General features: G+C 61.8%; 24 protein-coding genes. 15 read left to right on the top strand and 9 right to left on the bottom strand.

Going from position 1 to position 24223, the window contains the following annotated elements; genetic code table 11:
- Nucleotides 1-165 precede the first annotated feature (165 nt).
- Both ACK8OE_RS15585 and ACK8OE_RS15580 read left to right on the top strand, forming a co-directional pair.
- Nucleotides 166-3282: an efflux RND transporter permease subunit gene (locus tag ACK8OE_RS15585; RefSeq protein WP_410273295.1), complete on the top strand. Its 3117-nt coding sequence runs from the start codon at nt 166-168 to the stop codon at nt 3280-3282.
- Between the two features lie 331 nt (nt 3283-3613).
- Complete coding sequence (locus ACK8OE_RS15580) at nt 3614-4576, top strand: alpha/beta hydrolase (protein WP_410273294.1); 963 nt, start codon at nt 3614-3616, stop codon at nt 4574-4576.
- 66 nt (nt 4577-4642) lie between these two features.
- On the opposite strand, the gene ACK8OE_RS15575 is transcribed toward ACK8OE_RS15580, so the two are convergent.
- Together ACK8OE_RS15575 and ACK8OE_RS15570 are read right to left on the bottom strand one after the other, a co-directional pair.
- Nucleotides 4643-5152, bottom strand: a complete 510-nt coding sequence (locus ACK8OE_RS15575; protein ID WP_410273293.1) for a phosphoribosyltransferase — start codon at nt 5150-5152, stop codon at nt 4643-4645.
- 16 nt (nt 5153-5168) lie between these two features.
- The gene (locus ACK8OE_RS15570) at nt 5169-6128 is read right to left on the bottom strand and encodes an MJ0042-type zinc finger domain-containing protein (protein ID WP_410273292.1); all 960 of its coding nucleotides are present in this window, start codon (nt 6126-6128) and stop codon (nt 5169-5171) included.
- A 98-nt stretch (nt 6129-6226) separates the two neighbouring features.
- Here ACK8OE_RS15570 and ACK8OE_RS15565 point away from each other — a divergent pair, with 98 nt between their 5' ends.
- The 4 genes from ACK8OE_RS15565 to ACK8OE_RS15550 are packed head-to-tail and all read left to right on the top strand — an operon-like array spanning nt 6227 to nt 9232.
- Nucleotides 6227-6988, top strand: coding sequence for a cell division ATP-binding protein FtsE (locus ACK8OE_RS15565; RefSeq protein ID WP_126423334.1), 762 nt, complete (start codon nt 6227-6229; stop codon nt 6986-6988).
- Complete coding sequence (locus tag ACK8OE_RS15560; protein WP_290797787.1) at nt 6985-7863, top strand: cell division protein FtsX; 879 nt, start codon at nt 6985-6987, stop codon at nt 7861-7863. The genes ACK8OE_RS15565 and ACK8OE_RS15560 overlap by 4 nt, the downstream gene beginning before the upstream one ends.
- Nucleotides 7863-8507, top strand: coding sequence for a YdcF family protein (locus tag ACK8OE_RS15555; protein WP_410273291.1), 645 nt, complete (start codon nt 7863-7865; stop codon nt 8505-8507). The genes ACK8OE_RS15560 and ACK8OE_RS15555 overlap by 1 nt, the downstream gene beginning before the upstream one ends.
- A complete protein-coding gene (locus ACK8OE_RS15550) occupies nt 8504-9232 on the top strand; it encodes a lysophospholipid acyltransferase family protein (protein ID WP_410273290.1) in 729 nt (242 codons plus the stop codon). The genes ACK8OE_RS15555 and ACK8OE_RS15550 overlap by 4 nt, the downstream gene beginning before the upstream one ends.
- 37 nt (nt 9233-9269) lie before the next feature.
- Here ACK8OE_RS15550 and ACK8OE_RS15545 read toward each other — a convergent pair whose 3' ends face one another.
- From ACK8OE_RS15545 to secA, 5 genes are all read right to left on the bottom strand, one after another.
- A complete protein-coding gene (locus ACK8OE_RS15545; protein ID WP_290797795.1) occupies nt 9270-9458 on the bottom strand; it encodes a hypothetical protein in 189 nt (62 codons plus the stop codon).
- A 165-nt stretch (nt 9459-9623) separates the two neighbouring features.
- Entirely contained in the window at nt 9624-9761 is a 138-nt protein-coding gene (locus tag ACK8OE_RS15540) for a hypothetical protein (RefSeq protein ID WP_410273289.1), read from the bottom strand.
- Complete coding sequence (locus ACK8OE_RS15535; protein WP_410273288.1) at nt 9758-10513, bottom strand: hypothetical protein; 756 nt, start codon at nt 10511-10513, stop codon at nt 9758-9760. Before ACK8OE_RS15535 ends, ACK8OE_RS15540 begins: the two co-directional genes overlap by 4 nt.
- Before the next feature lie 30 nt (nt 10514-10543).
- Nucleotides 10544-11224, bottom strand: coding sequence for a hypothetical protein (locus tag ACK8OE_RS15530; RefSeq protein ID WP_410273287.1), 681 nt, complete (start codon nt 11222-11224; stop codon nt 10544-10546).
- Nucleotides 11225-11382: 158 nt separating this feature from the next.
- Nucleotides 11383-14223, bottom strand: a complete 2841-nt coding sequence (gene secA / locus ACK8OE_RS15525) for a preprotein translocase subunit SecA (protein WP_410273286.1) — start codon at nt 14221-14223, stop codon at nt 11383-11385.
- A gap of 207 nt (nt 14224-14430) precedes the next feature.
- Between secA and ACK8OE_RS15520 the strand changes: the two genes are divergently transcribed.
- The 4 genes from ACK8OE_RS15520 to mutT all read left to right on the top strand — a co-directional run bounded on the left by ACK8OE_RS15520 (nt 14431) and on the right by mutT (nt 18005).
- Nucleotides 14431-15429: a peptidylprolyl isomerase gene (locus tag ACK8OE_RS15520; protein ID WP_290797803.1), complete on the top strand. Its 999-nt coding sequence runs from the start codon at nt 14431-14433 to the stop codon at nt 15427-15429.
- A gap of 94 nt (nt 15430-15523) precedes the next feature.
- A complete protein-coding gene (argJ, locus tag ACK8OE_RS15515; RefSeq protein ID WP_410273328.1) occupies nt 15524-16966 on the top strand; it encodes a bifunctional glutamate N-acetyltransferase/amino-acid acetyltransferase ArgJ in 1443 nt (480 codons plus the stop codon).
- Nucleotides 16967-17019: 53 nt separating this feature from the next.
- A complete protein-coding gene (locus tag ACK8OE_RS15510) occupies nt 17020-17610 on the top strand; it encodes a hypothetical protein (RefSeq protein WP_410273285.1) in 591 nt (196 codons plus the stop codon).
- Nucleotides 17607-18005, top strand: a complete 399-nt coding sequence (gene mutT / locus ACK8OE_RS15505; protein ID WP_410273284.1) for an 8-oxo-dGTP diphosphatase MutT — start codon at nt 17607-17609, stop codon at nt 18003-18005. Before ACK8OE_RS15510 ends, mutT begins: the two co-directional genes overlap by 4 nt.
- A gap of 35 nt (nt 18006-18040) precedes the next feature.
- Here the strand turns inward: mutT and ACK8OE_RS15500 are convergent, their stop codons facing one another.
- Complete coding sequence (locus tag ACK8OE_RS15500) at nt 18041-18922, bottom strand: class I SAM-dependent methyltransferase (RefSeq protein ID WP_410273283.1); 882 nt, start codon at nt 18920-18922, stop codon at nt 18041-18043.
- 182 nt (nt 18923-19104) lie between these two features.
- On the opposite strand from ACK8OE_RS15500, the gene ACK8OE_RS15495 reads away from it, so the two are divergent.
- From ACK8OE_RS15495 to ACK8OE_RS15475, 5 genes are all read left to right on the top strand, one after another.
- Nucleotides 19105-19947, top strand: a complete 843-nt coding sequence (locus ACK8OE_RS15495; RefSeq protein ID WP_410273282.1) for a phosphoribosyltransferase family protein — start codon at nt 19105-19107, stop codon at nt 19945-19947.
- 110 nt (nt 19948-20057) lie between these two features.
- A complete protein-coding gene (gene grxC / locus ACK8OE_RS15490) occupies nt 20058-20312 on the top strand; it encodes a glutaredoxin 3 (protein ID WP_126423364.1) in 255 nt (84 codons plus the stop codon).
- Nucleotides 20313-21155 carry a carbon-nitrogen hydrolase family protein gene (locus tag ACK8OE_RS15485; protein WP_290797817.1) on the top strand — a complete coding sequence of 281 codons (843 nt, stop codon included), beginning with the start codon at nt 20313-20315 and terminating at the stop codon, nt 21153-21155.
- Complete coding sequence (locus ACK8OE_RS15480; protein WP_410273281.1) at nt 21152-21586, top strand: DUF1178 family protein; 435 nt, start codon at nt 21152-21154, stop codon at nt 21584-21586. Before ACK8OE_RS15485 ends, ACK8OE_RS15480 begins: the two co-directional genes overlap by 4 nt.
- A gap of 86 nt (nt 21587-21672) precedes the next feature.
- The gene (locus ACK8OE_RS15475; RefSeq protein ID WP_410273280.1) at nt 21673-22143 is read left to right on the top strand and encodes a hypothetical protein; all 471 of its coding nucleotides are present in this window, start codon (nt 21673-21675) and stop codon (nt 22141-22143) included.
- A 16-nt stretch (nt 22144-22159) separates the two neighbouring features.
- On the opposite strand, the gene ACK8OE_RS15470 is transcribed toward ACK8OE_RS15475, so the two are convergent.
- On the bottom strand, nt 22160-24199 hold the full coding sequence (locus ACK8OE_RS15470; RefSeq protein ID WP_410273279.1) for a protein-disulfide reductase DsbD family protein: 2040 nt from the start codon (nt 24197-24199) through the stop codon (nt 22160-22162).
- Between the last annotated feature and the right edge of the window lie 24 nt (nt 24200-24223).

Genomic DNA, 24223 nt, shown 5'->3' with positions numbered 1-24223 from the left:
GTAAGCGCCTACCGTAACAGTTTGTGGTGCACATCCTGTTCTAGCCGCAAGCGAGCCTTTCTCTGGCGCTTGCGGCTTCGTTTCTCCGGGTCGATGAAGGCTTGTCACAGGGACGGATGTGGGCCAAGACATCTCACCGCTGACGTCGCCTGACCAAGGGTTTTCATGCTGTCCCGTTTCTTTATTGACCGCCCCATCTTTGCCTGGGTGGTGGCCATTGTCATCATGCTGGCAGGTCTGCTTTCGATCCGTACCCTGCCGGTTGAACAGTATCCGGACATCGCCCTGCCGCAGGTGCGCATCAACGCCTCCTATCCGGGGGCGTCGGCGAAAACGGTCGAGGATTCGGTGACGCAGATTATCGAGCAGGGGATGACCGGGCTCGATCGCCTGAAATACATCACGGCCTCTTCTTCGGACAGCGGCTCTGCCAATGTCACCCTCGTCTTCGAAGCGGGGACCAATATCGACACGGCTCAGGTGCAGGTGCAAAATCAGGTGCAGGCCGTTATCAACCGCCTGCCGCAGGATGTGCAGGCGCAGGGCGTGCGGGTCAACAAGGCCTCCAACAACATGCTGATGGTCATTTCGTTGTATTCAACGGATGGATCGCTGACCAATGCCGACCTTGGTGACTATCTGGTATCCAATGTGCAGGACACGCTGGCGCGCGTGGACGGGGTGGGCGAAAGCAATGTGTTCGGTTCCGGCTATGCCATGCGTATCTGGCTCAATCCCGAAAAGCTGGTGGCCTTTAACCTGACGCCCGCCGATGTGGTGACGGCCATCCGTGCCCAGAACGCTCAGGTTTCCGCCGGGCAACTGGCGGCGCAGCCGACCACAGACGATATCGCGCTCAATGCCACCATCACCTCGCAGTCGCGCCTGACCACGGCAGACGAGTTCCAGAATATCATCGTCAAAAGCGATACGTCGGGCGCGACCGTGTATCTGCGCGATGTGGCGCGCGTCGAGCTGGGGCAGCAGAGCTACGACTCGATCAGCCGCATCAACGGACAACCCGCCACCGGTATCGCCATCAGCCTTGCTACCGGGGCCAATGCGTTGAAAACCGCTGAGCTGGTCAAGGCCGAGATGGAAAAGCTTTCGAAAAGCTTCCCCAAAAATATCACCTACGCCATTCCCAATGACTCGACCGACTTCATCAAGCTGTCGATCAAGGAGGTGGTGAAGACCCTGATCGAAGCCATCGTGCTGGTCTTCATCGTCATGTACCTGTTCTTGCAAAACTGGCGCGCCACTATCATCCCGACCATCGCCGTGCCGGTGGTGCTTCTGGGGACGCTGGGGATTCTGGCCGCTTTTGGTTATTCGATCAACCTTCTGACCATGTTTGGTCTGGTGCTGGCCATTGGCCTGCTGGTCGATGACGCCATCGTGGTCGTTGAAAACGTTGAGCGCGTGATGCACGAAGAGGGGCTCGACCCTAAGGAAGCCACGCGAAAATCCATGGACGAGATCACCGGCGCGCTGATCGGCATCGGTCTGGTCCTGTCGGCCATGTTTGTACCCATGGCCTTTTTTGGCGGTACGCAGGGTATCATCTATCGTCAGTTTTCCATCACCATCGTCTCGGCCATGGCCCTGTCGGTGCTGGTGGCCCTGATCCTGACGCCGCCCTTGTGCGCCACCATCCTAAAGCCGGTCGATCCTCAGAAGCACGCCGAAAAGAAAGGCTTTTTCGGCTGGTTCAACAAAAGCTTCACCCGCGCCAGCCACGGCTATATGGAGGCGGTGGGCCGCATTATCGGCAAGCCGCTGCGCTATCTGGTCATCTATGGCGTGGTGCTGGTGGCCTGCGGCATGATGTTCCGCGTCCTGCCGACCTCCTTCCTGCCGGACGAGGATCAGGGCTTCATGCAGACCATCGTTCAGTTACCCGTCGGCACGACGCGCAAGACGACCGATGAGGTGGTGGCCAGGGTCGAGGCCTATCTGCAAAAGGACCCGACGGCGCGCTACGTCTTTGCGCGCGTTGGCTCCAACGGGCAGAATCAGGGGCAGGTCAATATCCGCATGAAGCCGTTTGAGGAGCGCAAGGGCAGCGACCTGCGCGTGCCGGCGGTGATCGAACGCGCGCGCAAGGAATTTGCCAAGCCCGAATACCGCAATGCCCGCATCATCCCCACCCAGCCGCCGGTGGTGCGTTCTCTGGGCGATGCGTCGGGCTTCTCCTTTGTCATCAAGGATGTCGGCGGCGTCGGGCCGGAGGCGCTGCTGGCGGCGCGCAACGACTTTATCCGACGCGCGGAAAAAGACCCGCGACTGGGTTCGGTGCGTTCAGGTGGGCAGGACTATACGCCACAGCTCAAGATCGACATCAACAAGACGGCTGCCGGGGCTATGGGCGTCAGCGTGTCGGACATCAATGCCATGCTGGCCGCCGCCTGGGGTGGCTCCTACGTCAACGACTTTATTGATCGCGGCCGCGTCAAGCGCGTCTATGTGCAGGCCGATACCCCCTATCGCATGCGCCCGGAAGACCTGAACCGCTGGTATGTGCGCAACAAGGACGGTGCCATGGTGCCGTTCCCGGCCTTTGGTTCGACGCGCTGGCAGGCGGGGGCGCCGACGCTGGAGCGCTATAATGGGTCGCCTTCCACAGGCGTGCAGGGCGCGGCGGCCGACGGCGTATCGTCGGGCGATGCCATGGCCGCGGTCGAAGATCTGGCCACGGACCTGCCGCAGGGCACAGCGATTGAATGGACCGGCCTGTCCTTGCAGGAACGCGAATCCGGCGCACAGGCCCCGGCGCTCTATGCGCTTTCGGTGCTGGTCGTCTTCCTGCTGCTGGCGGCTTTGTACGAAAGCTGGACCATTCCGTTCTCGGTCATCCTCGTCCTGCCTCTGGCGGTGCTGGGGGCTCTTGTGGCCACGTGGGCGCGCGGGCTCGACAACGACATCTTCTTTCAGGTCGGTCTGCTCACCACCATTGGCCTGTCGTGCAAAAACGCCATCCTGATCGTCGAATACGCCCGCACGCTTCAGGAACGCGGCATGGGCCTGATCGACGCCACGCTGGCAGCCTCGCGCATTCGTCTGCGGCCCATCCTGATGACCTCGTTCGCCTTTACCTTCGGCGTGCTGCCTCTGGCCTTGGCCAATGGGGCCGGGTCGGGGGCGCAGCACGCCATTGGTACAGGCCTGATCGGCGGGGTGCTGTCGGCGACCCTGCTGGCCATCTTCTACATTCCGCTGTTCTTCGTGCTGGTGCAGAAGGTGTTCAATCGCAAATACCGCAACGAAGTCAAAGAGGCCTGAGCCTATCCTTTCAACGGACCCACACCCCTGCCGCAACGTAGCAGGGATGTTAGAGCGGAATGATTTCTACTGGAATCATTCCGCTCAAGCCGCCATTGAGGCTGCGGCCAAGGTGGCGAAGCCACCGCCCGGCGAGGGACTAAACAAAAATCTGGATCATTGTGTTTCTACCAGAAATCATAATGATCCAGTGTGTGGGATGAAAAAAACGGTGGCGAGGTTTCATCTGCCATGTTAGCGTTATCACAACCATAAACGGCAAAGCCGTACCCGACCGAAACCCCGCCGCAGAGCGGGAAACGCAAAATGCACAGTGAGAGGAAACCAAACCATGACCTTCCCCGGTTCTTTCCGGCAGGCGACACGTGGCCTGTCTGTAACCCTGACCCTGGCGCTTCTGGCCGTGGCCAGCGCCGCCCTCCCGGCTTCCGCCCAAAATGACAAGATGGTCCCCATTGCCACGCCGGCCCAGCCCGATGCCATCGTGCTGAATACCGGTCCGCTGCCGGGGGCAACGGCCCCGGAGTCTTGGCACAGCCAGTACGGCAGCGTCTTTGCCCGTAACGTCAGCGTCGCTACCCTGACCCCCTTCCTGCCGTCGCCGGAAAAGGCCACAGGGGCTGCCGTAATCGTCGCCCCCGGTGGCGGTTTCCGCACCCTGTCCATGCAGAACGAGGGCTGGGACGTGGCCAAGGCGCTGGCCGATCGCGGCGTGGCGGCCTTCGTGCTGAAATATCGCCTCAACCCGACCCCCGCCGATATGGCCGGCTTCGAAGCCTCGATGCGGGAGATGTTCGCCGGCGCGGCCCGCCCGCGTCCAACTCCGGCGCCAGGGGAAGACCCGATGACGCGCATCGCCCCTCAGATCGCCGATGCTCGCGCCGCCTTCGCGCTGGTGCGGTCGCGCTCGAAAGAATGGCATATCGATTCTGACCGTATCGGCATGGTCGGCTTCTCTGCAGGGGCCATGCTCACCCTCTCCACCGCTCTGGCCGGGGGGGATGCCAAGCCGGCCTTTATCGGCGACATCTATGGACCGCTGTCGGCGGTGACCGTGCCCGCCGATGCGCCGCCGCTGTTTATCGCGCTGGCGGCAGACGACCCGCTGTTCGCGCATGGCGATTTCGGTCTGGTGCAGAGCTGGCAGGCGGCCAAGCGCCCGGTCGAGTTCCACTACTATGAACAGGGCGGCCACGGCTTTGGCATGTACCCCAAGGAAACCACCAGCACCGGCTGGTTTGACGCCTTCGTGCGCTGGATGACCATGCACGGCTATCTCGCCAAGCGTAAATAGGTATAAAAACAAAAGGCTACCCGGCGGAAACCGGGTAGCCTTTTTGTCAGGGGTTGCGTTGTGCGCTCAGTCCAGCGCCCCGATAAACGGCAGGCCGCGCAGACGACCCCCGTCGTCAAGGCCATAGCCGACCAGATAGCGCTTGGGCGCTTCCCAGCCGACATAATCGGCTTCAATCTGACGCTCGACCGGCTTGGAGGCCATAACGGCCGTCAGCACCTCGGTGGCCCCGGCGCGCAGCAGGTGGTCGCGGGCAAATTTCAGAGACGCGCCCGTATCCAGCACATCGTCCATGATCAGCACCTGCTTGCCCTTGACCGGGCGTTGCAGGTCGGCGCGCAGGATCATCTCCCCGCTCTGACGGCCGTCGCCATAGGAGGACAGCCACATCGAATCAAAGCTTATGCCGAGGCCGTGGCGGGCCAGCGCGCGCGTCAGGTCGGCGGCAAACCAGATGCCGCCGGTCAGCAGGCAAACGCCGACCGTCTCTTCGGTGAGGCGCGGGGCCATCTCCCTGGCCATAGCGTCGATGCGCGCGGCGATGTCCGCCTCGCTCAGGAGAATGTCGTAGGTCATGTAAACTCAGTAAAAACTAGTGATGAGCGGCGGCAGAGGGCGCGTCAGGCGCGGGCCGCAGCTCGGCTGGTTTTTCCGTAGCATGGTCAGCCGCAGTTGTCGCGTCTCCATGCGCGTTTTCCGCAGCCGTCGCCGCGTGTCCGGCATCGGCAGCGGGGGCCGCCTCATGACCCGGAGCCGCGTGGGCGTCTTCTGTCGCCGGTGGTGTCCCGTGGCCGCCATCCCCGTGCGCCTCTTCGCCGTGCCCGCCACCACTGCCGTTCATAAGGGACGGACGGACGCGCGACAGGTCTTTGGCCGCCTGCAGGTCAAAGGCCAGCTTGATATTCTTGACGCGGTTGGAGGGGTCAGGAATGTCAAAGGTCAGGACGCGCGTTTCGTTGGCTTCAAGCGTAAGCCCCAGCGGCGGGATCAGCGTGGTGTCAAGCGGGTGTGACTCCTTGTCCATCAGATCGACGCGCACCGGCGGCACCGGATTGGCCTCATCGCGGATATTCTTGACCTTCAGCGTCACCGTGGCGACGAAACGGCCCCCGCGCAGGGTGTTTTCCAGCTTAGACTCCAGCACTTCCAGACCGGCAGCATTCACCGGAACGCCCACGGCCGCATAGGCCCCGCCCAGACGCGGAAAGGCGCGCACCAGATCGACCCGCAGCAGAAAGGCCGTGCCCAGCATGGCAACGAAGGTAGCCGCCAGCGCGCCCCAGATGATGCCCTGCGCCATCAGGGCCTTGTGTCGCTTCTGGCTTTCGATCATGTCGCGGTACAGCGACGGAATCTTCTTCGCCTTGACTTCCTTCAACCCGGTGGCAGGCTTTTCCACGGCCTTTTCGAGCGGCAGTTCGATCGGCTCTTCGGGCTTTTCCGCGTGCCAGGTCGTTTTGCACGAAGCGCAGCGCACGGTGCGGCCCTGAGGCCCCAGCTGGGCCTCATCAATCGCGTAACTGAGCGCGCATTTGGGACAGGTCAGAAGCATCCGGACGAATCACTACATAAGGCCCGTTAACCAAACGGGTGCTTAACCTTTTTGGCCGAAAAGCATTAACAAGACCTCAAAACGCGAGTCTGAAACCTGTGGTAACAGCCTACGAACACGACGATCTTTTTGAGCCGGATCACAGCCAGGTGGTTGTGTTCCGCGACGTCGGACTGGGCTATGAAGGGGCCGGGCATACCGGACATGACCCTGAGCACTACATACTGAAAGATTTGAATTTTTCACTGCCTGCCGGGTCGTTTCATTTTCTGACCGGTCCCTCAGGCGCGGGCAAGACCTCGCTTTTGCGTCTGATTTATCAGGCGCAAAAGCCGTCGGTGGGCGAAATCAGCCTGTTTGGCGAACGTCTTAATCCGGCCGACCGCAAACAGACTGCCGATATGCGCCGGCGTATCGGCATCGTCTTTCAGGATTTCCGCCTGCTGGAGCACCTCGATGTGTTCGACAATGCCGCCTTGCCGTTGTTTGTGCGCGGCGAAGACCCAAAGCGATTCGAAGCCGATGTCATTGAGTTGCTGAGTTGGGTTGGGCTGAAAAATCGCCTGCACGTCATGCCGGATGTGCTGTCGGGCGGTGAAAAGCAACGGCTGGCCATTGCGCGGGCCGTGATTAACCGTCCGACCCTGATTCTGGCCGATGAGCCCACCGGCAATATCGACCACGCCATGGGCCTGCGGATCATGCGCCTGTTTATCGAGCTGAACCGGCTGGGGGCCACCGTGTTGATCGCCACCCATGACGAAGCGCTGATCCGCGCCTCCGGTATGCCCGTGCTGGAGTTGCGCGAGGGGCGGCTGTTTCAGCGCGACCTGACCCAGACGGTGAGGGGGGCGTTATGACCGCCGGGAAACGCCTGCGCCGCCGCGATCTGCTGCCTGAGCAGGACACACGCGAGGTGTCGCTGCACTACGTGATCGCCGTCCTGTTCTTTCTGGCGGCGTTGTCGGCCCTGATTGCGCTGGCCTCGAATCGCGCGGCGTCGGGCTGGTCGCGCGAAATCCGTGCCGAAGTGACGGTGCAGGTGCGCCCGACGGGGCTTGAAAGCGGCTCTGTCGCTGCGGCGCGCGCCGCCGAAGTGCTGGCCGGAGTGCCGGGCGTCAAGGAGGCCGCCGCTATCGAACCGGAGCGCGCCAAGGCGCTGATCAAGCCGTGGCTGGGCGATGCGGTGCTGGAGGACCTGCCCTTGCCCAATCTGGTGGAGGTGCGGCTGGATGAGGCCAAACCGGCGAAGGCCACCGCCCTGTCGGAGGCGTTGTCAGAGAAGGAAATCGACGCCACCATCGACGATCATTCGACCTGGCTTCAGGATATTGAGACGTCTGCGCTTATTATCCGTCTGATTTCTCTGGGTATATTTTTGCTGATTGCCTCCGCAGCGGCGGCGGTGGTGGGTTTTGCCACGCGCGCCGGGCTGATGGCGCGCGCCAATATTGTTGAGGTCCTGAGCCTGTGCGGCGCGACGGACACATTTATCGCCGGGCGGTTTCAGTTCCGCTTTGCGCGCATGGCCGCGATTTCCGGCCTCTTGGGTGCGGTAGCGGCGGGGCTGGTCATGGTGGTGATCAAGCTGACCGGATCGTCGCAAAGCCTGTTGCTGGCTCTGCCCTTTTCGTGGCTGGACCTGTTGGTTTTGTTGCCCTGTCCACTGCTCGCCGCCTTGATTGCCGCGGGAACCGCGCGTATCGTAACCCTGAAGATGCTGGGGAAAAGCTGATGCGCCGCCTTGTGGCCGTGGTTTTGGTGGTTGGATTGTGGTTGGCCGGGCTGTACGCCTTCGCCGACCGCGTTATCCATTCGACTCCGGCTGCCGAGCCGGACGAGGCCGCTGACGCCATCGTCGTGCTGACCGGTGCGTCGGACATGCGCATCAAGGAAGGTATGCGCTTGCTGGAGCGACGCAAGGGCGCGCGCATGCTGATTTCCGGCGTCAACCGCGAAGTGAAGCGCGAAGAATTGCTGCCCGTCACTGAAGGCTCCAAAAGGCTCTATGAGTGCTGTGTCGATCTGGGGTACGAGGCGCAGACTACGCTCGGCAACGCTTACGAGGTGGCTGAGTGGGCCAAGGCCAAGGGGTTCGATGACCTGATCGTCGTGACCTCGGACTATCACATGCCGCGCAGCCTGCTGGAGATCAAGGCGGCCTTGCCGGGGGTCAAGTTACACGCCTATCCGGTGGCCACCCCGACGCTTGATGCGCGCGAGTGGTGGAAATCGTGGCGCAGTTCGCGCGTGCTGATCATTGAATACAGTAAATATTTGGCCATACTGGCGCGTGATATTTTTTCCAGCCTGACCGGTTCGGGCAAAAAGGATGAGACCAAAGCCGGTGAGGCTGCGGTGGAAGGTTCGGCCACTTGAATTTCCTGCGTTCGGTTGTTTTCGTCGTCTGGCTTTATGGCCTGGTCGTCATCGTCGGCCTGTTGGGCACGCCCTTCATGCTGCTGTCGCGGCGCTGGGGGATGCAGACGGTTAAGCTGTGGGCGCATCTGGTCCTGTTCGGCCTGCGCTATATCTGTGGCGTCAAGGTTGAGTTCCGCGGGCTGGAACACCGGCCGAAGGGGGCGGCTCTGATCGCGGGCAAGCACCTCAGTATGCTCGATACCATCGCACCATTTGTCGTGCTGGATGACCCCTGCTTTGTGCTGAAGAAGGAACTGACCTACCTGCCGTTTTTCGGCTGGTATATCTGGCGCACGCGCATGATCCCCATACGCCGCAAGGATGCCTCCAAGGCCTTACGCGCCATGGTTATCGATGCGCGCGACCGGTTGGAGAACGCGCGGCAGATCCTGATTTTTGCCGAAGGCACGCGCTCAGAGGTGGGGCAGGACCCGGAGTACAAACCGGGCGTCGCCGCACTTTATCGCGACCTCGCATTTCCCTGCCATCTGCTGGCCACCAATTCCGGTCAGTGCTGGCCGGCGCACGGCATCATCCGCAAACCCGGCACGGTGGTGTTCGAATTCTTGCCGCCCGTTCCGGCCGGGCTGAAGCGCGGCGAATTCATGAGCGAAATCAAGACGCGCATAGAGAGTGCGTCGAATGCGCTGATTGCAGAAAACCGCAAGGCCTCAGTTGAATAGAGCCGGAGCGTACTCCGGCCCCGCAACTATGGGTTACTTATTTGCACTTCTTCTTGCAATCCAGCCACGCGGCGCGGCACTTTTCTTCGGACGTACCGGCCTTCTGGCAGGCCTGATAGGTGTCATTGCACTTTTTGCGGCAATCGGCGCTTTGCGCATAGCCCGTACCGGCCAGCAAGGCTGACAGTGTGATCGCGGCGACCGCGATCTTACCCAGGTGTTTCATTGGACGCCTCCCTTGGCGATTTTTCCCAATTTTCACGTGCCTTAACCCGGTATCAGGCGGCACTTTTTAGCCCTGACCGACTATGGGGTTCGGCCATTGATTAATACTGTATCCCAAAATCAGGATTCGCCAAGAGGGAGAATAACATCGGTATCGGCGTACCGATCAATAGGCCGCCAGAATGGTGGGGCCGGTCGTGTGCGCGGCATGCTTGTTTTGCGGTAGCAGAAGGCAGGCGGGGGCTGCCGCCAGGACCAGCAGGCCCAGAGTCAGAAACAGCGCCTTGAGGATCGGCGACCTCATGGTTTTTCAAATTCCTGAACGATCTTCAGCGCGGAAATCTGCATGACCAGCGTGGCGTTCTTGTCCAGTTCACCCGTGTCGTCGATACGCATCTGGGTCAGCTTGCGCTGAGCATCGCTGTCGTTGACACGGGTCAGGTACAGAAGCTCCTCCTTGCTGAGGTTCTGCGCGTGACCGCGCGCCGTCAGGGTGAGGATCTTGTCGCCCAGCTCGGTCGAAACGGTCGCCACAATCGTCGCCAGACGATAGCGGTCGCTTTCATTCAGGCTATTGAAATCTATGTACTTACCCACTTCGCCAATGATCAGGCGCATGTGCACTTCGCTGACGAAGTGGCGGATAATGGCCTCGGTGCCATCCACTTCCAGCAACTGTTGCGCCAGCTCAACACGTTCGGCGAAATCACCAGTGGGTTTGGCGGGACCGACCGGGCCAACGTCCTGCGCCGCCGCCGTCACCACGGGTGGCGGGCTTTCGATCATATCGACCGAAGGCGCGATTTCGCCAGAGGGCTGCGCCACAGGGGCCGGATTGATTTTAGCCAAAGTCTGGGCCGGGATGGGTGCCTGAGCCGGTGACGCGCCTTGCGGTGCCGTCGCGGTGACCGGCGGATTCATCCGCTTTTGCTCCGGCTTCGGCATGACGGCTATACGCGCGCCGGGTTCACGTTCCGGTTCGCGCGCCTGTGCCCCCATGGCCCCCATCAGCCCCAGCAGACACACACCCGTCATCACGTGCTTCAAATACACCACTCAAACCCCCATCTCACAATGCGCTACCGGTCAGCCCGAAATGGCTTCCTTGAATGTCTTGATAATTTTTATCACCGCTTCGACCATGTAGCTCTGGATCTGCTGGGCATTGGCGTCGGGATTCGCGAACTTGCTCGCATTATACTTGGCCGCAACCGGGCCGGAATTGGCGCTGATCAGGGTCAGGATTTCTTCTTCGCTGAAATTGGCGGACTGAGCCGTCGCGATCTGGTCGATAATGCTGGCTTCGGCCTCTTTCAGTACGCGGTCGGCGATCTGATTGAACTTCAGCTCATCGGCACCACTAAGCGACTGCGCCCCCTTGCGCTCCAGAATGACCAGGCGCACTGCCGCCTTGGTATTGGCCATGATCAGGCGCACATTCTTGGTCGTGCCGTTCGTTTCCATCAATTGCTTGTACAGCGCGATGCGCCGGGATTTGCGTGCGGCGGCGGCCTTGTCTTCGGGCGAAACGGTGGCCGCGGCGGTCCCCTCAAGGCGCGGGGCCATGCCGATCAGCGCCGGATCAAGCTCGATCTTCGGCGCCAGCGGCGCTTCGGGCGAAATGAACGAGCCTTGCAGGGAAGGGGGAACGACCGGTTGGGCCGGTGTTTTGGCGATGGCCATCGTTTGTGCCTGCGCCGAAGGGCCAAGGGCCTCAAGGCACAGAACGGTGCCCGCAATCAGCAGCCCGGACGTCAGAACCCGCATGCACGACATTTTATACCCCCAAGTGCCCGAAACCACTCAGGCCTTAAGCGACGTTAACCAATTCCTGACGAGGTGGCAACGGGGGAATCTTGGGGCGCGAAAAGGCTATCCCCCGGATGTGGTATCCGGGGGACAACAGGCCTTAGTCAAAGAGGATTTCAGATCAGCGCGCCGTGGCAGTGCTTGAACTTCTTGCCTGAACCGCAGGGGCACAGACCGTTGCGTGAGGTGCTTTCCCAGCCGGCGGGCAGGGCCGAGACGGGCAGGGCGGCGCGCTGTTCCGGCGTCAGGTCATCGCTCAGTTGCGGCGCGCGTTCGTTTTCACCGGTCAGCGGGTTGAGGTGGATTTCCTCAAAGCGTACCGGCTCCGGCTCCGGCTGACCCTGGAAGCGGATTTCAACCGTCATCAGCCAGCGCGTCACATTGTGGCGCAGATTGACCAGCAGCGTCTCGAACAGGGCGAAGGCCTCGGTCTTGTACTCGTTCAGCGGGTCGCGCTGACCATAACCACGCAGACCAATAACGGCGCGCAGGTGGTCGAGGTGCATCAGGTGTTCACGCCACTGCATGTCGATCATCTGAAGCAGGAAGTTCTTTTCCAGCGCCTTCATCTGATCCGGCCCCAGAAGCTGGAGGCGTTCCTCCATCTTTTGTGCGGCGATGGCCTGGATGCGTTCTTCGATTTCCTCGTTGGCGATGCCCTCTTCCGCGGCCCACTCTTCCAGCGGCAGGTCGAGGCCCAGCAAGCGCTCGCACTGTTCCTTCAGCCCGGCAATGTCCCACTGCTCGGCATAGGCCTTGGGCGGCAGGTGACGGTCCACGAGGTCGCGGATCGTCTCTTCGCGCATTTCGGAGACGATTTCCGACAGGTCTTCAGTGTCCATGAACTCCTGACGCTGCTCGAAGACGGCCTTGCGCTGGTCATTGACCACGTCGTCGTACTTCAGGAGGTTCTTGCGGATTTCGTAGTTGCGCTGCTCGACGCGCTTCTGGGCGGTGGCGATGGCCGAATTGAGCAGCTTGTGCGTAATGGCTTCGCCCTCTTCGACGCCCAGAGTCTTCATCATGGCGTTGAGACGGTCACCGGCGAAGATGCGCATCAGGTCGTCTTCGCACGACAGGTAGAATTTCGAGGTGCCGGGGTCGCCCTGACGGCCGGTACGACCGCGCAACTGGTTGTCGATACGGCGGCTTTCGTGGCGTTCGGTGCCCAGCACGAACAGGCCACCGGCGGCCAGCGCCTTAAGCTTGAGGTCGGCGATCTGGGTTTCGACCTCAGCCTTCTTGGCCAGAAGCTGCTCGTTGGATACGTCCACACCGGCCTCAGCCTGTTCTTCGAGCCACTTTTGCACCCGCAGATCGACATTGCCGCCGAGCTGGATGTCGGTACCGCGACCGGCCATGTTGGTAGCGATGGTCACCGCGCCGGGCACGCCGGCATCGGCAATGATATAGGCTTCGTTTTCGTGGTGACGGGCGTTCAGCACATTGTGCGGAATACCCTTGCCCGAACCGCGCACGATATCGAACGCCGCATCGCCCAGCTTGGCCAGCTCCTTCTTGTCGAGCTTGGCGTATTCCGGTTTTACGGCCTTGGTTTCGACGTCGTAGGCATAGGTCTTGAGGAATTCCGACAGGGCGTCGGACTTTTCGATCGAGGCCGTCCCGACGAGGATGGGCTGACCGCGCACATAGCAGTCGGCGACCTGATCGGCGATGGCCTTGAACTTTTCGCGCTCGGTGCGATAGACCTCATCGTCATAGTCGATACGCTTGATGGGGCGGTGCGTCGGCACTTCGAGCACGTCCATCTTGTAGATATCGCCAAATTCCGCCGCTTCGGTCGCCGCCGTACCGGTCATGCCCGACAGCTTCTGATACATGCGGAAATAGTTCTGGATGGTCACCGAGGCCAGAGTCTGGTTTTCCGGCTGAATGGCCACGGCTTCCTTAGCTTCGATAGCCTGATGCAGGCCTTCGGACAGGCGGCGGCCCTGCATCATACGGCCGGTAAATTCGTCGATCAGGACGATTTCGCCGTCCTTGACAATATAGTCCTTGTTGACCGTGTAGAGGGTGTTGGCGCGCAGGGCCTGATTGGCGTGGTGGACCAGCGAGACGCTGGCGGCGTCGTAAAGACCCGCCGTGTCTTCGGCCAGATGTCCACCCGCCGTCAGCATTTCTTCGAGGCGCTCAGAGCCCGCTTCCGACAGCAGGACCTGACGCTGCTTTTCGTCCAGCTCAAAGGTTTCCGGGTCCTGAATCAGGTCCTTGATCAGCGCGTCCAGCACCTTATACAATTCCGAACGATCTTCGGTCGGTCCGGAGATGATCAGAGGCGTGCGCGCTTCGTCGATGAGGATCGAGTCCACTTCATCGACGATGGCGAAGTGGTGGCCGCGCTGCACCATTTCCTCGCGGTTATAGACGAGGTTGTCGCGCAGATAGTCGAAGCCGAATTCGTTATTGGTGCCGTAGGTCACATCTGAGCCATAGGCGGCCTTGCGCGCGCCCGGCGACATGCCCGACACGATGACGCCGGTGGACAGACCCAGAAAACGATAGACGCGGCCCATGAAGTCGGCGTCGCGTTTGGCCAGGTAGTCGTTGACGGTGATCAGGTGCACGCCCTTGCCCGTCAGCGCATTGAGGTAAACCGGCGCCGTGCCGACCAGCGTCTTGCCTTCGCCGGTCCGCATTTCGGCGATACCGCCCTGATGCAGGATCAGGCCGCCGGTCAACTGAACATCGTAGTGACGCTGACCGATCGAGCGCCAGGCAGCTTCGCGCACCGTGGCGAAGGCCTCTTCGAGCAGCGAATCGAGCGAAGCGCCATTGGCAATGCGTTCGCGGAACAGGACGGTCTGATGCGCCAGCTCCTCATTGCTCATCGCCTTCATCCGGGGTTCCAGCGCATTGATGCGGGCAATACGCCCGCCCATCGACTTGACCTTGCGCTCATTAGCGGAGCCGAACAGAGATTTGGCGAAAGCCAGCATGAGATACCCGACAATTAGATTTCAGTATTTTGACCTGTCCGCCTTATTCGGACACACCTGTTTGGATAATATCAAGGTGTCACGTGTATGACGTAATAGGCAAATAGGCGTGAGCCAGCGCTTTTCAAGCGCGGGGACTGACTTAGGCTTGCGCTTGCGTTCTGTCAATGTAAGTTGGATGCGCACGACAGCGGGGAAGCTTTCAGTATGCAGCGTTGGACAAAGCTCAGGCAGGTGGCGGTTCTGGCCCTTGTGACCCTGACGATTGCCGGGTGCGACAAACCGACTCTGGACGAGCGCCCGCCGGAGCCCGGCGATGTCGCCGTGGCCCGTATCGACGGCCACACCATCTGGGCCTCCGACGTGCGCTATGAGGCGGTTCAGCAGGGGCTGATCGGCGACGGTGAGCCCTTCGATCTGGCCTCACCGCTGTTTCGCCGCACGCTGGAAGAGGTGATCGACCAGAAGCTTCTGGCGCAGGCGGCACTGAAAAAAGGCATTGATCGCACCGAACTGGCGCAGCGGCGTATCGCGGCGGCGCGTGAGGATATTCTGGGGCATATGCTACTGGAACAGAGCGTCGATGCCTCTATTGACGACAAGAAGGTCAAGGACCTCTACGACGAACAGGTCAAGCTGGCGCAGAAGTCCGAGGAAATCCGCGCCCGCTTGATCCTCGTCAAGACGCGGCCCGAAGCCGACAATGTGATGCGTCAGCTTCAGGGCGGCAGCCTGTTTGAAGCCATGGCCATGGAGCGATCGATTGATCAGGCGACGCGCTTCAACGGCGGCGATATGGGCTATTTCACCACCGACGTCATCCCGGAAAGCTATCGCGCAGCCCTGATGACGGCCAAGCCGGGTCAGATCGCCGGACCGGTGCAGATCGATGGCGGCTGGGCCGTGTTCAAGGTCGAGGAGCGCCGTCCGGAACAGCCAATGACGATTGAAGAGGCGCGTCCGGGCATTGTCTCGGCGCTCAAGCTGGAGCAGGTGCGTGGCCTGCTGGGCGGCTTACGCGACGGGGCGCGCGTTGAATTTCTGGTCAAGGGCCTGAGCAGCAGCGAAGACCGCGAACCAGCCTCGGCTCCGGCGGGAGCCTCGGCCTCCAGCGCCAGCGGCAGCGAGGCCGCTGACGATGTGGGTGAAAGTCCGGAAAAGGCCGCCGCTTCGGCCACATCCTCGCGCACGGCGGCTAAGAAGTAGGCAATCGGCATCGCCCCCCACAAAAGCCTTCACAGCGTCATGATTTGAGGCTAAGCCGCGCTTTTTGATGTCCTACGCACTGGAGCTGCGCGCCATGACCAAGCCGCCGTCGCCGACCGGCAAAACGCCCGATACTTCTGCCGCGGCTTCCGGTCAGGAACGCGGTCAGGTGAATCCGCTGGGGGCCGCGCTCGATCCGCTGGCCAATGTGCTGAAAAAGGCCGTGCAAACCGGGGCCGAGCTGGTGGGTGTGCATACGGCCTCAACCGCTGAGCCCGCCAAACCGGCGACCGGTAAGCCGGGTCTGGCCGTATCGCCGCTGGCCGTTGATTTGCCGCCCATGCCGCCGGTGGGTGGCGTCGATATCGCCATTGCCCGCGCTGGCTATTACAAGCACGTCCGTCCTGATCTGCTGGTGATGAAGTTCGCCGAAGGCACCACGGCGGCGGGCGTCTTCACGCGCCACAGTATTGGTTCGGCACCGGTCGATTGGTGCAAGAAGCAACTGGCGGCCAATGAAGGCAATGAAATCCGCGCTCTGGTCTGCAATGCCGGCTGTGCCAACGCCTTTACGGGTAAGCTGGGGGCCGATGCGGCGCGCCGCACGGCGGCGGCTGTGGCCCGGCGACTCGATTGCCGTCAGCGCGACATCATGCTGGCTTCGACCGGCGTGATCGGCGTGGTGCTGGACGACGCCAAGATCGCCGCGCAACTGCCGCTGATCGAAGAGTCGTTCAAGGCCGATGCCTGGCACGCGGCGGCTCAGGCCATCATGACCACCGACACCTTCCCCAAGGGCGCTTACGAAACCGCGCTGATCGACGGCGTAGAGGTGAAGATCGCCGGTATCGCCAAAGGGTCGGGCATGATCGCACCGGACATGGCGACCATGCTGGCCTTTATCGTCACGGACGCGACCCTCTCGGCCGGCGTGCTGCAATCGCTGCTGGGGCTTTATACGCGTACCACCTTCAACAGCGTGACGGTCGATGGCGACACCTCGACCAACGACACGGCGCTTTTGTTTGCCACAGGGGCGGCAGGAGCCCCGAAGATCAGCCGCGCGGGCGACAAGCGTCTGGCCGACTTCCGCGACAAGCTGGAGAAGGTGATGCACAGCCTCGCCACCCAGCTCATCCGCGACGGCGAAGGCGCGACCAAGTTCGTCAAGGTCACGGTGACGGGGGCGTCCTCACCGGCGTCGGCGCGCAAGATCGCCAAGTCGATCGCCGAAAGCCCGCTGTGCAAGACCGCCTGGGCCGGCGAAGACGCCAACTGGGGCCGAATCGTCATGGCGGTGGGCAAGACCGAGGAAGAGGTGGACCGCGACCACCTCGCCATCCGTTTCGGTGAGCTTGTGGCCGCTGAACACGGTGCCGTATCGCTGACCTATGATGAGGCGGCGATGAGCGCCTATATGAAGAAACAGGAACTGGAAATCAGCGTCGATGTCGGCGTCGGCCGAGGGTCTGCGCACGTCTATACCTGCGACCTGACTCATGGGTATATCAGCATCAATGGCGATTATCGCAGCTAACCTCCTTCCTGCGAAGCGGGGGAGGTGCCGAGCCTGTCGAGGCGGAGGGGGCAATGGACGCAAAAAGCAAACACGCACTTTATTCGACGCTGCGCGAAAACATTATCGAGCATATTTTTGCGGGAGAGCTTCTGAAACTTTTGTGGCAACGAGGCATTGTCGATGCGGAAATTCTCAAAAGTGAATTTGATGCCGGTGGCTATGACCTCGTATTAAGCTGTCGAGACGTCACACGTCATATCCAGCTAAAAATTGCCCGTGAGGGCGGTTCCCGATCCGATGTCAGTGTCAATCTTAACCTGGCGAAGAAGCCTAGCGGTTGTGTCGTATGGATCGTGGTGAATGATGATCTCGACTTCAAAAACTTCTTATGGTTTGGCAGTGAGGAGCCTCATAATCCTTTGCCGCCGATAGATCACATGAAGGTCGCAAAACACGCAAAAGGCACGGCGGAGGGCATCAAGAACGAGCGTCCTAATCATCGTTTGGTTAAACGAAGTAACTTCACATCTGTAGCTACGCTTGAAGGTGTGTTGTTTAAATTGCTTGGGCGAGATCTGATGGCTTCGGTTACCCCAAGAGTTTATGTATCAAGCGCGCATAGCGCGGACTTTCTGTATGATGAACAGGGGCTGCCTCTATGAAAACCGTACTTGTCGTTGCGGCGGCCCTGATCGACAGTGACGGGCGGGTGCTGATCGCCCAACGCCCGGAGGGCAAGTCGCTGGCCGGGCAGTGGGAGTTTCCCGGCGGCAAGATTGAGCCCGGCGAAACGCCCGAAGCGGCGCTGATCCGTGAACTTGAAGAAGAACTGGGTATTACGACCAGGGCCGCCTGTCTGGCCCCCTTCGTCTTTGCCTCGCATACCTATGAGACATTTCACCTCTTGATGCCGCTGTATCTGATCCGCCGCTGGGAGGGCACGCCCCAGCCGAAGGAACATACGGCGCTGAAATGGGTACGGCCCAAAGACATGCGCGACTATCCCATGCCCCCGGCGGACCTGCCGCTGGTGGCGTATCTCAATGATTTTATTTAATTCCTGCCTCTCGATACCTTTGGCAGGGTAGGGAGCTACAGCTTCCCTTCCTTCACCCCCAGCGCATCGGCCAGACGCACCTTGGCGGAACCGGGACGCAGCGGTTTTTGCTGGCTTTCGTGCGGGGTCCAGCCGGACAGGGTGATGATCTCGAACGTGGCGCGCACGCCGCCTTCCGGGTGCGGATAGCGTTCGGCGTAAAGCTCAAACGCCCGGCTGAGGATGGCGCGGTTCAGCCCCTTGCGCGGGCGGTCAAACAGGATGTTGGTTTCCCCCATCGCCCGCAGATCGCGCAGCAGATTGAGCGGGTGGGCGTAGCTGACCACCACCTTGTCCGTATCGACGACGGGCATGTTGAACCCGGCGCGGCGCAGTAAATCCACGCAGTCCGGCCCTTCGGCAAAGGGGGCGACGCGCGCCCCCGTGCCGCCGCGGATTTCCAGTTCGGCCTCCATCAGCACACGGCGCAACTCGTGCAGGGTCTCGCCGCCGAATTGCGAAGCGATCAACAGGCCGTCGGGGCGCAGGGCACGGCGTAACTGCACCAGCACGCCGGGCAGGTCGTTGGTGGTGTGAAAAGCCAGAGACGACACCACCAGATCGAGCGTGTCATCGCCAAAGGGCAGGGCCTCTTCATCCAGCACCACGGCGGGGCGGTGGCGGGCCGACAGGTCGCTTTCGATCAGATAGCCGATCTTGGCGGCCACCTCCGGCGTCTCAGCCAATAGCTCAGCGAAACGGCCATCGCGGCGGCCGATCTCCAGCGCCACGTTGAAGCGCCGGTTGATGGCCGCAAGCGTGTCGATCATGTCCTCGGCGCTGCGCTGTTTCAGGAAGTTGGCCGTGGCAAAATCGCCCGCCGTGCGGTCGAGGCGGTGACGCAGCAGTTGACGATCGAAGAGGCGCGGTGTTGTCATGCTTCGCAGATATAGCGCATCCCGAAAAGTGTGAAGCGGTTTTCGGACCAAGATGCGCGACAGCCTAGAGCGAAATGGCTTTAAGAGGAATCGCCATTTCGCTCTAAATTTCTGTTTTGTTGCGATGTTTTTGCGGAAAACCGCTTACACTTTTCCGCACATCGCTCTAAATGGGGGTGGGGATGCGGCTGTCCATAGACGGGCTGAAAATGTGGGTGACAGAGCAGGCGCTCGTCCCGCGTCTGCGCGAAGGCGGGACGCGGTTGCTGGATGCCCTTTATCCGCGTCAGGCGCTCAATCACGACCCGGACCTGCGTAGTTCAGCGGGGGTAAAAGACGCGGTGCAGGCCGGCGGCCTGACGGCGGATGACTGGAGTGCCATTCGCTTTCTGACGGGGCAGGGCTGCGACATGTGCGCCCGCCCGTTTGAAGGCGGGCTGTTTCTGGGGGCCGGGGCGCTTTGCGACGGCTGCACGCAAAAGCCGTTTCCCTTTCGTCGTGGCCGCGCCGCCTGTCTTTATACCGATGCATCCAAAGGCCTGATTCTGGCGTTCAAACACGCTGACCGGCTCGATTTGCGGCCCATAATGTCGGGTTGGCTGTCGCGGGCCGGGGCCGAGCTGATGGAGGAGGTCGATGTGATCGTGCCCGTGCCGCTGCACTGGCGCAGACTGTTTCAGCGCCGCTATAATCAGGCGGCGGAGCTGGCCCGGCCCCTGGCGCGGCAGTATCAGAAGGACTTTGAGCCCGACGCCCTGATCCGACAGCGCGCCACCTCGGTGCAGTTCAGCCGCGCCCGTACGGCCAAAGGCCGCCGCGAAGATCGTTTTGAGAATGTGAAGGGGGCTTTTGCCGTAACGGCCTCCGGGGCGCGACGCTTGCGCGGACGCCGGGTGCTGCTGGTCGATGATGTGTTTACCTCCGGCGCGACGCTCACGGCCTGCGCCAAGGCCCTGCGTGAGGCCGGGGCGCGCGACGTCGATGTGCTGGTGCTGGCCCGCGCTGTACCCGCTCTCGAAGTCTGAAGGCGCGCGGTCTTTCTGTCGCGCGTCGGCCACAGGTCCGTCTTTAAAACTTGCAAACCCTTGCCTATATAATGGTTTGTGACAAGGTTGCGTTTTGACTGTGGACCCCCATGCCGAATATTGAAATCTATACCAAGCCCTACTGCCCCTATTGCGAGCGCGCCAAGGCGCTGCTGGACTCCAAGGGCGCCGAGTACAAGGAAATCGTCGCGTCCAACGATCCGGAGCTGCGCAAGGAAATGAACGAGCGGTCGGGTCGTGCCACCTATCCGCAAATCTTCATTGATGGCCTGCATGTCGGCGGCTGTGACGATCTGGTGTCGCTCGATTCGCGCGGCGGTCTGGACCCTCTGCTGGCGTCGTAAATGGCAAAGGCCGCTCCGCTCAAAGTCGCCCTGCTGCAACTGAACACCCCCGCCGACCCGGTGCGGGCGTTTGAGCACCTGAAACCGCTGTACGAAACGGCAGTGGCCTCAGGCGCGCAGCTTATCCTGACGCCCGAATGTTCCAACCTGATGGAGCAGCGCAAGGAGAGGAAGGCGCAGGTCGTCACCACGCTCGACGCCGACGCCTGTGTGGCAGGCGTGAAGGCGCTGGCGGCGCGATATCGCGTGCCCACCCTGCTGGGCTCGGCCATTGTCCGTTCGCCGGTCGCGGGCGAAGACCGCGCGGTCAACCGAGCCTTTTTCTTCGATGAGACGGGCGAAGAGGCGGCCTTCTATGACAAGATCCACCTGTTTGACGCCACAACGCCCAATGGCGAGGTCTATCGCGAATCGGCGGGCGTCTGCGGGGGCGAACGGGCGGTGATTGCACCGACTCCGTGGGGCGGACTGGGCCTGACCATCTGCTATGATGTGCGCTTCGGCTATCTGCATCGCGCGCTGGCACAGGGCGGGGCGTCGATGATCGCCGTGCCCGCGGCCTTTACCGTCCCGACCGGGCAGGCGCACTGGGAGGTGCTGCTGCGCGCCCGTGCCATTGAAACCGGCTGTTTCGTTTTTGCCCCGGCGCAGGGCGGCCCGCACGAGGATGGCCGCAAGACCTGGGGCCATTCGATGATCATCAATCCGTGGGGCGAGGTCATGGCTCGGCTCGACCACGATCACCCGGCGGTGCTGATGGCCGAGATCGACCTGTCGGAGGTCGCGCGCGCCCGCACGGCCATCCCTCAGTTGCAACACGACAGGACCTTTGTGCGCGTATGATCCGCTATGCCCTGAAATGCGAACACCACCATGAGTTCGAGGCGTGGTTTTCCAATTCAACCGCCTTCGATGAGCAGAAGGCGCGGGCGCTGATCGAGTGTCCGCACTGCGGCAGCGCGCAGGTTGAAAAGGCGATCATGGCCCCGATGGTGCGCACCTCTGAGGCCGTCGAAAGCCGTCAGTCGGATATGCGCAAGGCCGTGGCCGAGGCCATGCACCGCGTGCGCACCCATGTGGAGCAGAATTTCGACTATGTGGGCGACAGCTTTGCGCGCGAAGCCCGCGACATGCACGAAGGCCTGGCGCCCGAACGCCCTATCTATGGCGAGGCCAGCCGCGACGAGGTGCGTGAACTGATCGACGACGGTATCCCGGTCGCTCCCCTGCCGATCCCGGCCGGCGAAGCCCCCAAGCCTAAGACGCTGAACTAATCTCCGCCTCGTGGCGGCACAACAGTTAGGCGGGATTAACGCTTTTTTGGCCGGGCTCTTGCATAAGGGGAGGCGAAGGAGCCGCCATGAAACACCTTGCGCTGATCGCCATTCTGCTGACGACGCCTGTTATGGCGGCGACACCGGCCGTCAATCCGCTGTCGAAAGAGCCCTTTTATGCGGCTATCGTTCGGGATGCGGGCACGCTGAAGGCGCGCACGGTGCGTATGGCCCAAAGCCCGTCCCTTACGCTTCTGACCTCAGCCAGGTTTAAGACCTATGCGCGGGAGATCAGCACCCTGTCCGAGCGCAATCTGAAAGGTCATCTCGACCTCAAGGCGCGCGGCACGGACAATGACCTGAAATGCGTGCTGAAAGGCGTATCGCTCGATCTGCCGCGCAAGCTGGCGGCCATAGAGGCGGCGAAGACACCGGACGCACTTAAGGGCGCGCTGAACGACATGGCCTATCTGCTGGAAGACAATATCGAAGTGATCGTCACCCCGGCAACAGCGGATTCGGGGCTCGATTGCGTGATCGAGTTCGGCAATTCGTAAGGCTTTTCGTGACCCATTACTTCTTCAATACTGCAACCACTTCCTTGGTGCTCAAAAGTTGCCCCAGCACCACCGGATCGGCAGTGTTGCGCCCATAATAGACATAGAGCGGCACGCCGGAACGCCCGTTCTGGCTGAGATACTGCGAAATGGCTGCGTCCTGATTGGTCCAGTCGCCGACCATGTACACCGTGCCACTCGATTTCACGGCCTCGCGGAAGGCCTGCGTCTCAAACACCAGCCGTTCATTCACCTTACACGTCACACACCAGGCGGCGGTCAGATTGACCAGAACCGGGGTGTTTTGCGCGCGCAGTTCGGCGATGCGGGCGGTCGAAAAAGCTTCGTGATCGACCGCCACCCGCACTGGCGCATCCGGCTTCTGCAGGGCGGCGGTGGCCGCGACGGCCAGCGCCATGACGATGAACACAGGGCGTAAAATACGCGGGCCCTTCGGCCACCACAGGCCCACCGTCAGCAGCGCGCAGGCCAGCCCCAGCGCGAACAGGCCAAGGCCCGACACCTGCTGCGCAAAGACCCAGCCCATCCACAGGGCGGCGGCGTACATGGGGATGGCCAGAATATGCCGCAAGCGGTCCATCCACGGGCCGGGCCGCGGCATACGGCTGGCCACCGCCGGGACATAGGTGATCAAGAAGGTGAGGGCGACGACCGGCAGGGCAAAGCCGAGCCCAAGCGCGAGGAAGATGGCAAAGCTGACTACGCCCCCCTGCGCCAGGGCCACGCCGATGGCCGTCGCCATAAACGGAGCCGTGCACGGGGCGGCGACCACAACGGCCAGCACGCCTGTCAGCAGCGCCGTCACATCGGGATTGGCGACCGACAGACGCCCTCCCGCAAGCGATTGCAGGCCAGAGCCGACCTCAAACAGGCCTGACATGTTGAGCGCTACGGCCAGCAGCAACAGGGACAGACCCGCTGTCACCCACGGTGATTGCAACTGGAAGCCCCAGCCCAGCGCCGAACCGAGCCAGCTCAGCAACCCGCCGAGAGCCGCAAAGGTGAGCAAAACGCCGAGGCCGTAGAACAGCGACTCGCGACGACCGGCGGCACCTTCGTGCCCGGCTCTGGCCAGAGCCAGCAGTTTCATCGACAACACCGGGAAGACGCAGGGCATCAGGTTGAGGATCAGGCCGCCGACAAAGGCCAGACTCATCGCCGCGACGACCCCCATCAGGTTGATCGCGGGGCGCGCCTGTGGCGGTGCACCTAAGCCTCTGGCGGTGGCGGGCGGCGTGCCTTCTGTGGCGCTGATCTGATAGGACCGGCCGGACGCGAAGCGGATCACCGCCTCAAACGGCGCTTCGGGCGTGGCCTTAGTTTTCAGCGAGACCGTAAAGCCCTGCGGCCCCAGTTCGATCGCCTGTTTGGCCGACGGGTCGATCACGCCACCGCTCAGCGGAAACAGATAGGCACCGCCGGGGTGGGCAAAATCGTTGGCGGCGCTGGCCTCGCTCGGTGACAGCAGGCCGAGCGTCAGGGTATCGCCGGACACCGCATAGGTCGCCTGTGCCTGTACCTTTTGCGGCAAGGCGGCGCGGGCAGCGCTGAAATCGCTGACCGGCTCAGGTTTTGGCGTCACCTTGAGATCGAGCGTCAGGTTAACCGCCTCCGGTACGCAGACCTTTTCGCAGACCAGAAAATCGACCTGCGCGCGGATCGGCAGCACGCCGTCCTTAAGCACCGAACCGTTGGTGAGCTTGGCCAGAAGCGCGGTTTCGCCACTATAGCCGAAATTGGTCAGCCCCATATAGGGCTGCACTTCGGGGGTCGGGAAGACCAGTTCCGACACCGTGACGCCGGTGGGCAGGGTCCATGTGACCTTGGGCGCAAGGCCCGTATCGCCGGGATTTTGCCAGTAGGTGTGCCAGCCCTTGAGCGGCGTGTGCCGGATGGCCAGCCACGTCTGTCCACCCGGTGTAACCGTCGTTTCAGCGATCAGTTCGGTGGTCAGATGTGCTGTCTTGACCGGCGCGGCCTGAACGGCGGAGCCCAGCGCGACAAAAGCAAAAACGAAGGCAAGAAATCGGAACACGCGGTCACCCGAGCAGTTGAAGCA

The organism is Asticcacaulis sp. W401b (assembly GCF_046503825.1).
Classification (GTDB): Bacteria; Pseudomonadota; Alphaproteobacteria; order Caulobacterales; family Caulobacteraceae; genus Asticcacaulis.
Note: the sequence above shows the minus strand (reverse complement) of the source record. Positions and strands in the feature narration are given on the sequence as shown.

Coding starts and splice junctions, on each gene's coding strand:
- ACK8OE_RS15585 (WP_410273295.1), top strand. CDS start 166: ATGCTGTCCCGTTTCTTTATTGACCGCCCCATCTTTGCCTGGGTGGTG.
- ACK8OE_RS15580 (WP_410273294.1), top strand. CDS start 3,614: ATGACCTTCCCCGGTTCTTTCCGGCAGGCGACACGTGGCCTGTCTGTA.
- ACK8OE_RS15575 (WP_410273293.1), bottom strand. CDS start 5,152: ATGACCTACGACATTCTCCTGAGCGAGGCGGACATCGCCGCGCGCATC.
- ACK8OE_RS15570 (WP_410273292.1), bottom strand. CDS start 6,128: ATGCTTCTGACCTGTCCCAAATGCGCGCTCAGTTACGCGATTGATGAG.
- ACK8OE_RS15560 (WP_290797787.1), top strand. CDS start 6,985: ATGACCGCCGGGAAACGCCTGCGCCGCCGCGATCTGCTGCCTGAGCAG.
- ACK8OE_RS15555 (WP_410273291.1), top strand. CDS start 7,863: ATGCGCCGCCTTGTGGCCGTGGTTTTGGTGGTTGGATTGTGGTTGGCC.
- ACK8OE_RS15545 (WP_290797795.1), bottom strand. CDS start 9,458: ATGAAACACCTGGGTAAGATCGCGGTCGCCGCGATCACACTGTCAGCC.
- ACK8OE_RS15540 (WP_410273289.1), bottom strand. CDS start 9,761: ATGAGGTCGCCGATCCTCAAGGCGCTGTTTCTGACTCTGGGCCTGCTG.
- ACK8OE_RS15530 (WP_410273287.1), bottom strand. CDS start 11,224: ATGCGGGTTCTGACGTCCGGGCTGCTGATTGCGGGCACCGTTCTGTGC.
- secA (WP_410273286.1), bottom strand. CDS start 14,223: ATGCTGGCTTTCGCCAAATCTCTGTTCGGCTCCGCTAATGAGCGCAAG.
- ACK8OE_RS15520 (WP_290797803.1), top strand. CDS start 14,431: ATGCAGCGTTGGACAAAGCTCAGGCAGGTGGCGGTTCTGGCCCTTGTG.
- argJ (WP_410273328.1), top strand. CDS start 15,524: ATGACCAAGCCGCCGTCGCCGACCGGCAAAACGCCCGATACTTCTGCC.
- ACK8OE_RS15510 (WP_410273285.1), top strand. CDS start 17,020: ATGGACGCAAAAAGCAAACACGCACTTTATTCGACGCTGCGCGAAAAC.
- mutT (WP_410273284.1), top strand. CDS start 17,607: ATGAAAACCGTACTTGTCGTTGCGGCGGCCCTGATCGACAGTGACGGG.
- ACK8OE_RS15500 (WP_410273283.1), bottom strand. CDS start 18,922: ATGACAACACCGCGCCTCTTCGATCGTCAACTGCTGCGTCACCGCCTC.
- ACK8OE_RS15495 (WP_410273282.1), top strand. CDS start 19,105: ATGCGGCTGTCCATAGACGGGCTGAAAATGTGGGTGACAGAGCAGGCG.
- grxC (WP_126423364.1), top strand. CDS start 20,058: ATGCCGAATATTGAAATCTATACCAAGCCCTACTGCCCCTATTGCGAG.
- ACK8OE_RS15485 (WP_290797817.1), top strand. CDS start 20,313: ATGGCAAAGGCCGCTCCGCTCAAAGTCGCCCTGCTGCAACTGAACACC.
- ACK8OE_RS15480 (WP_410273281.1), top strand. CDS start 21,152: ATGATCCGCTATGCCCTGAAATGCGAACACCACCATGAGTTCGAGGCG.
- ACK8OE_RS15475 (WP_410273280.1), top strand. CDS start 21,673: ATGAAACACCTTGCGCTGATCGCCATTCTGCTGACGACGCCTGTTATG.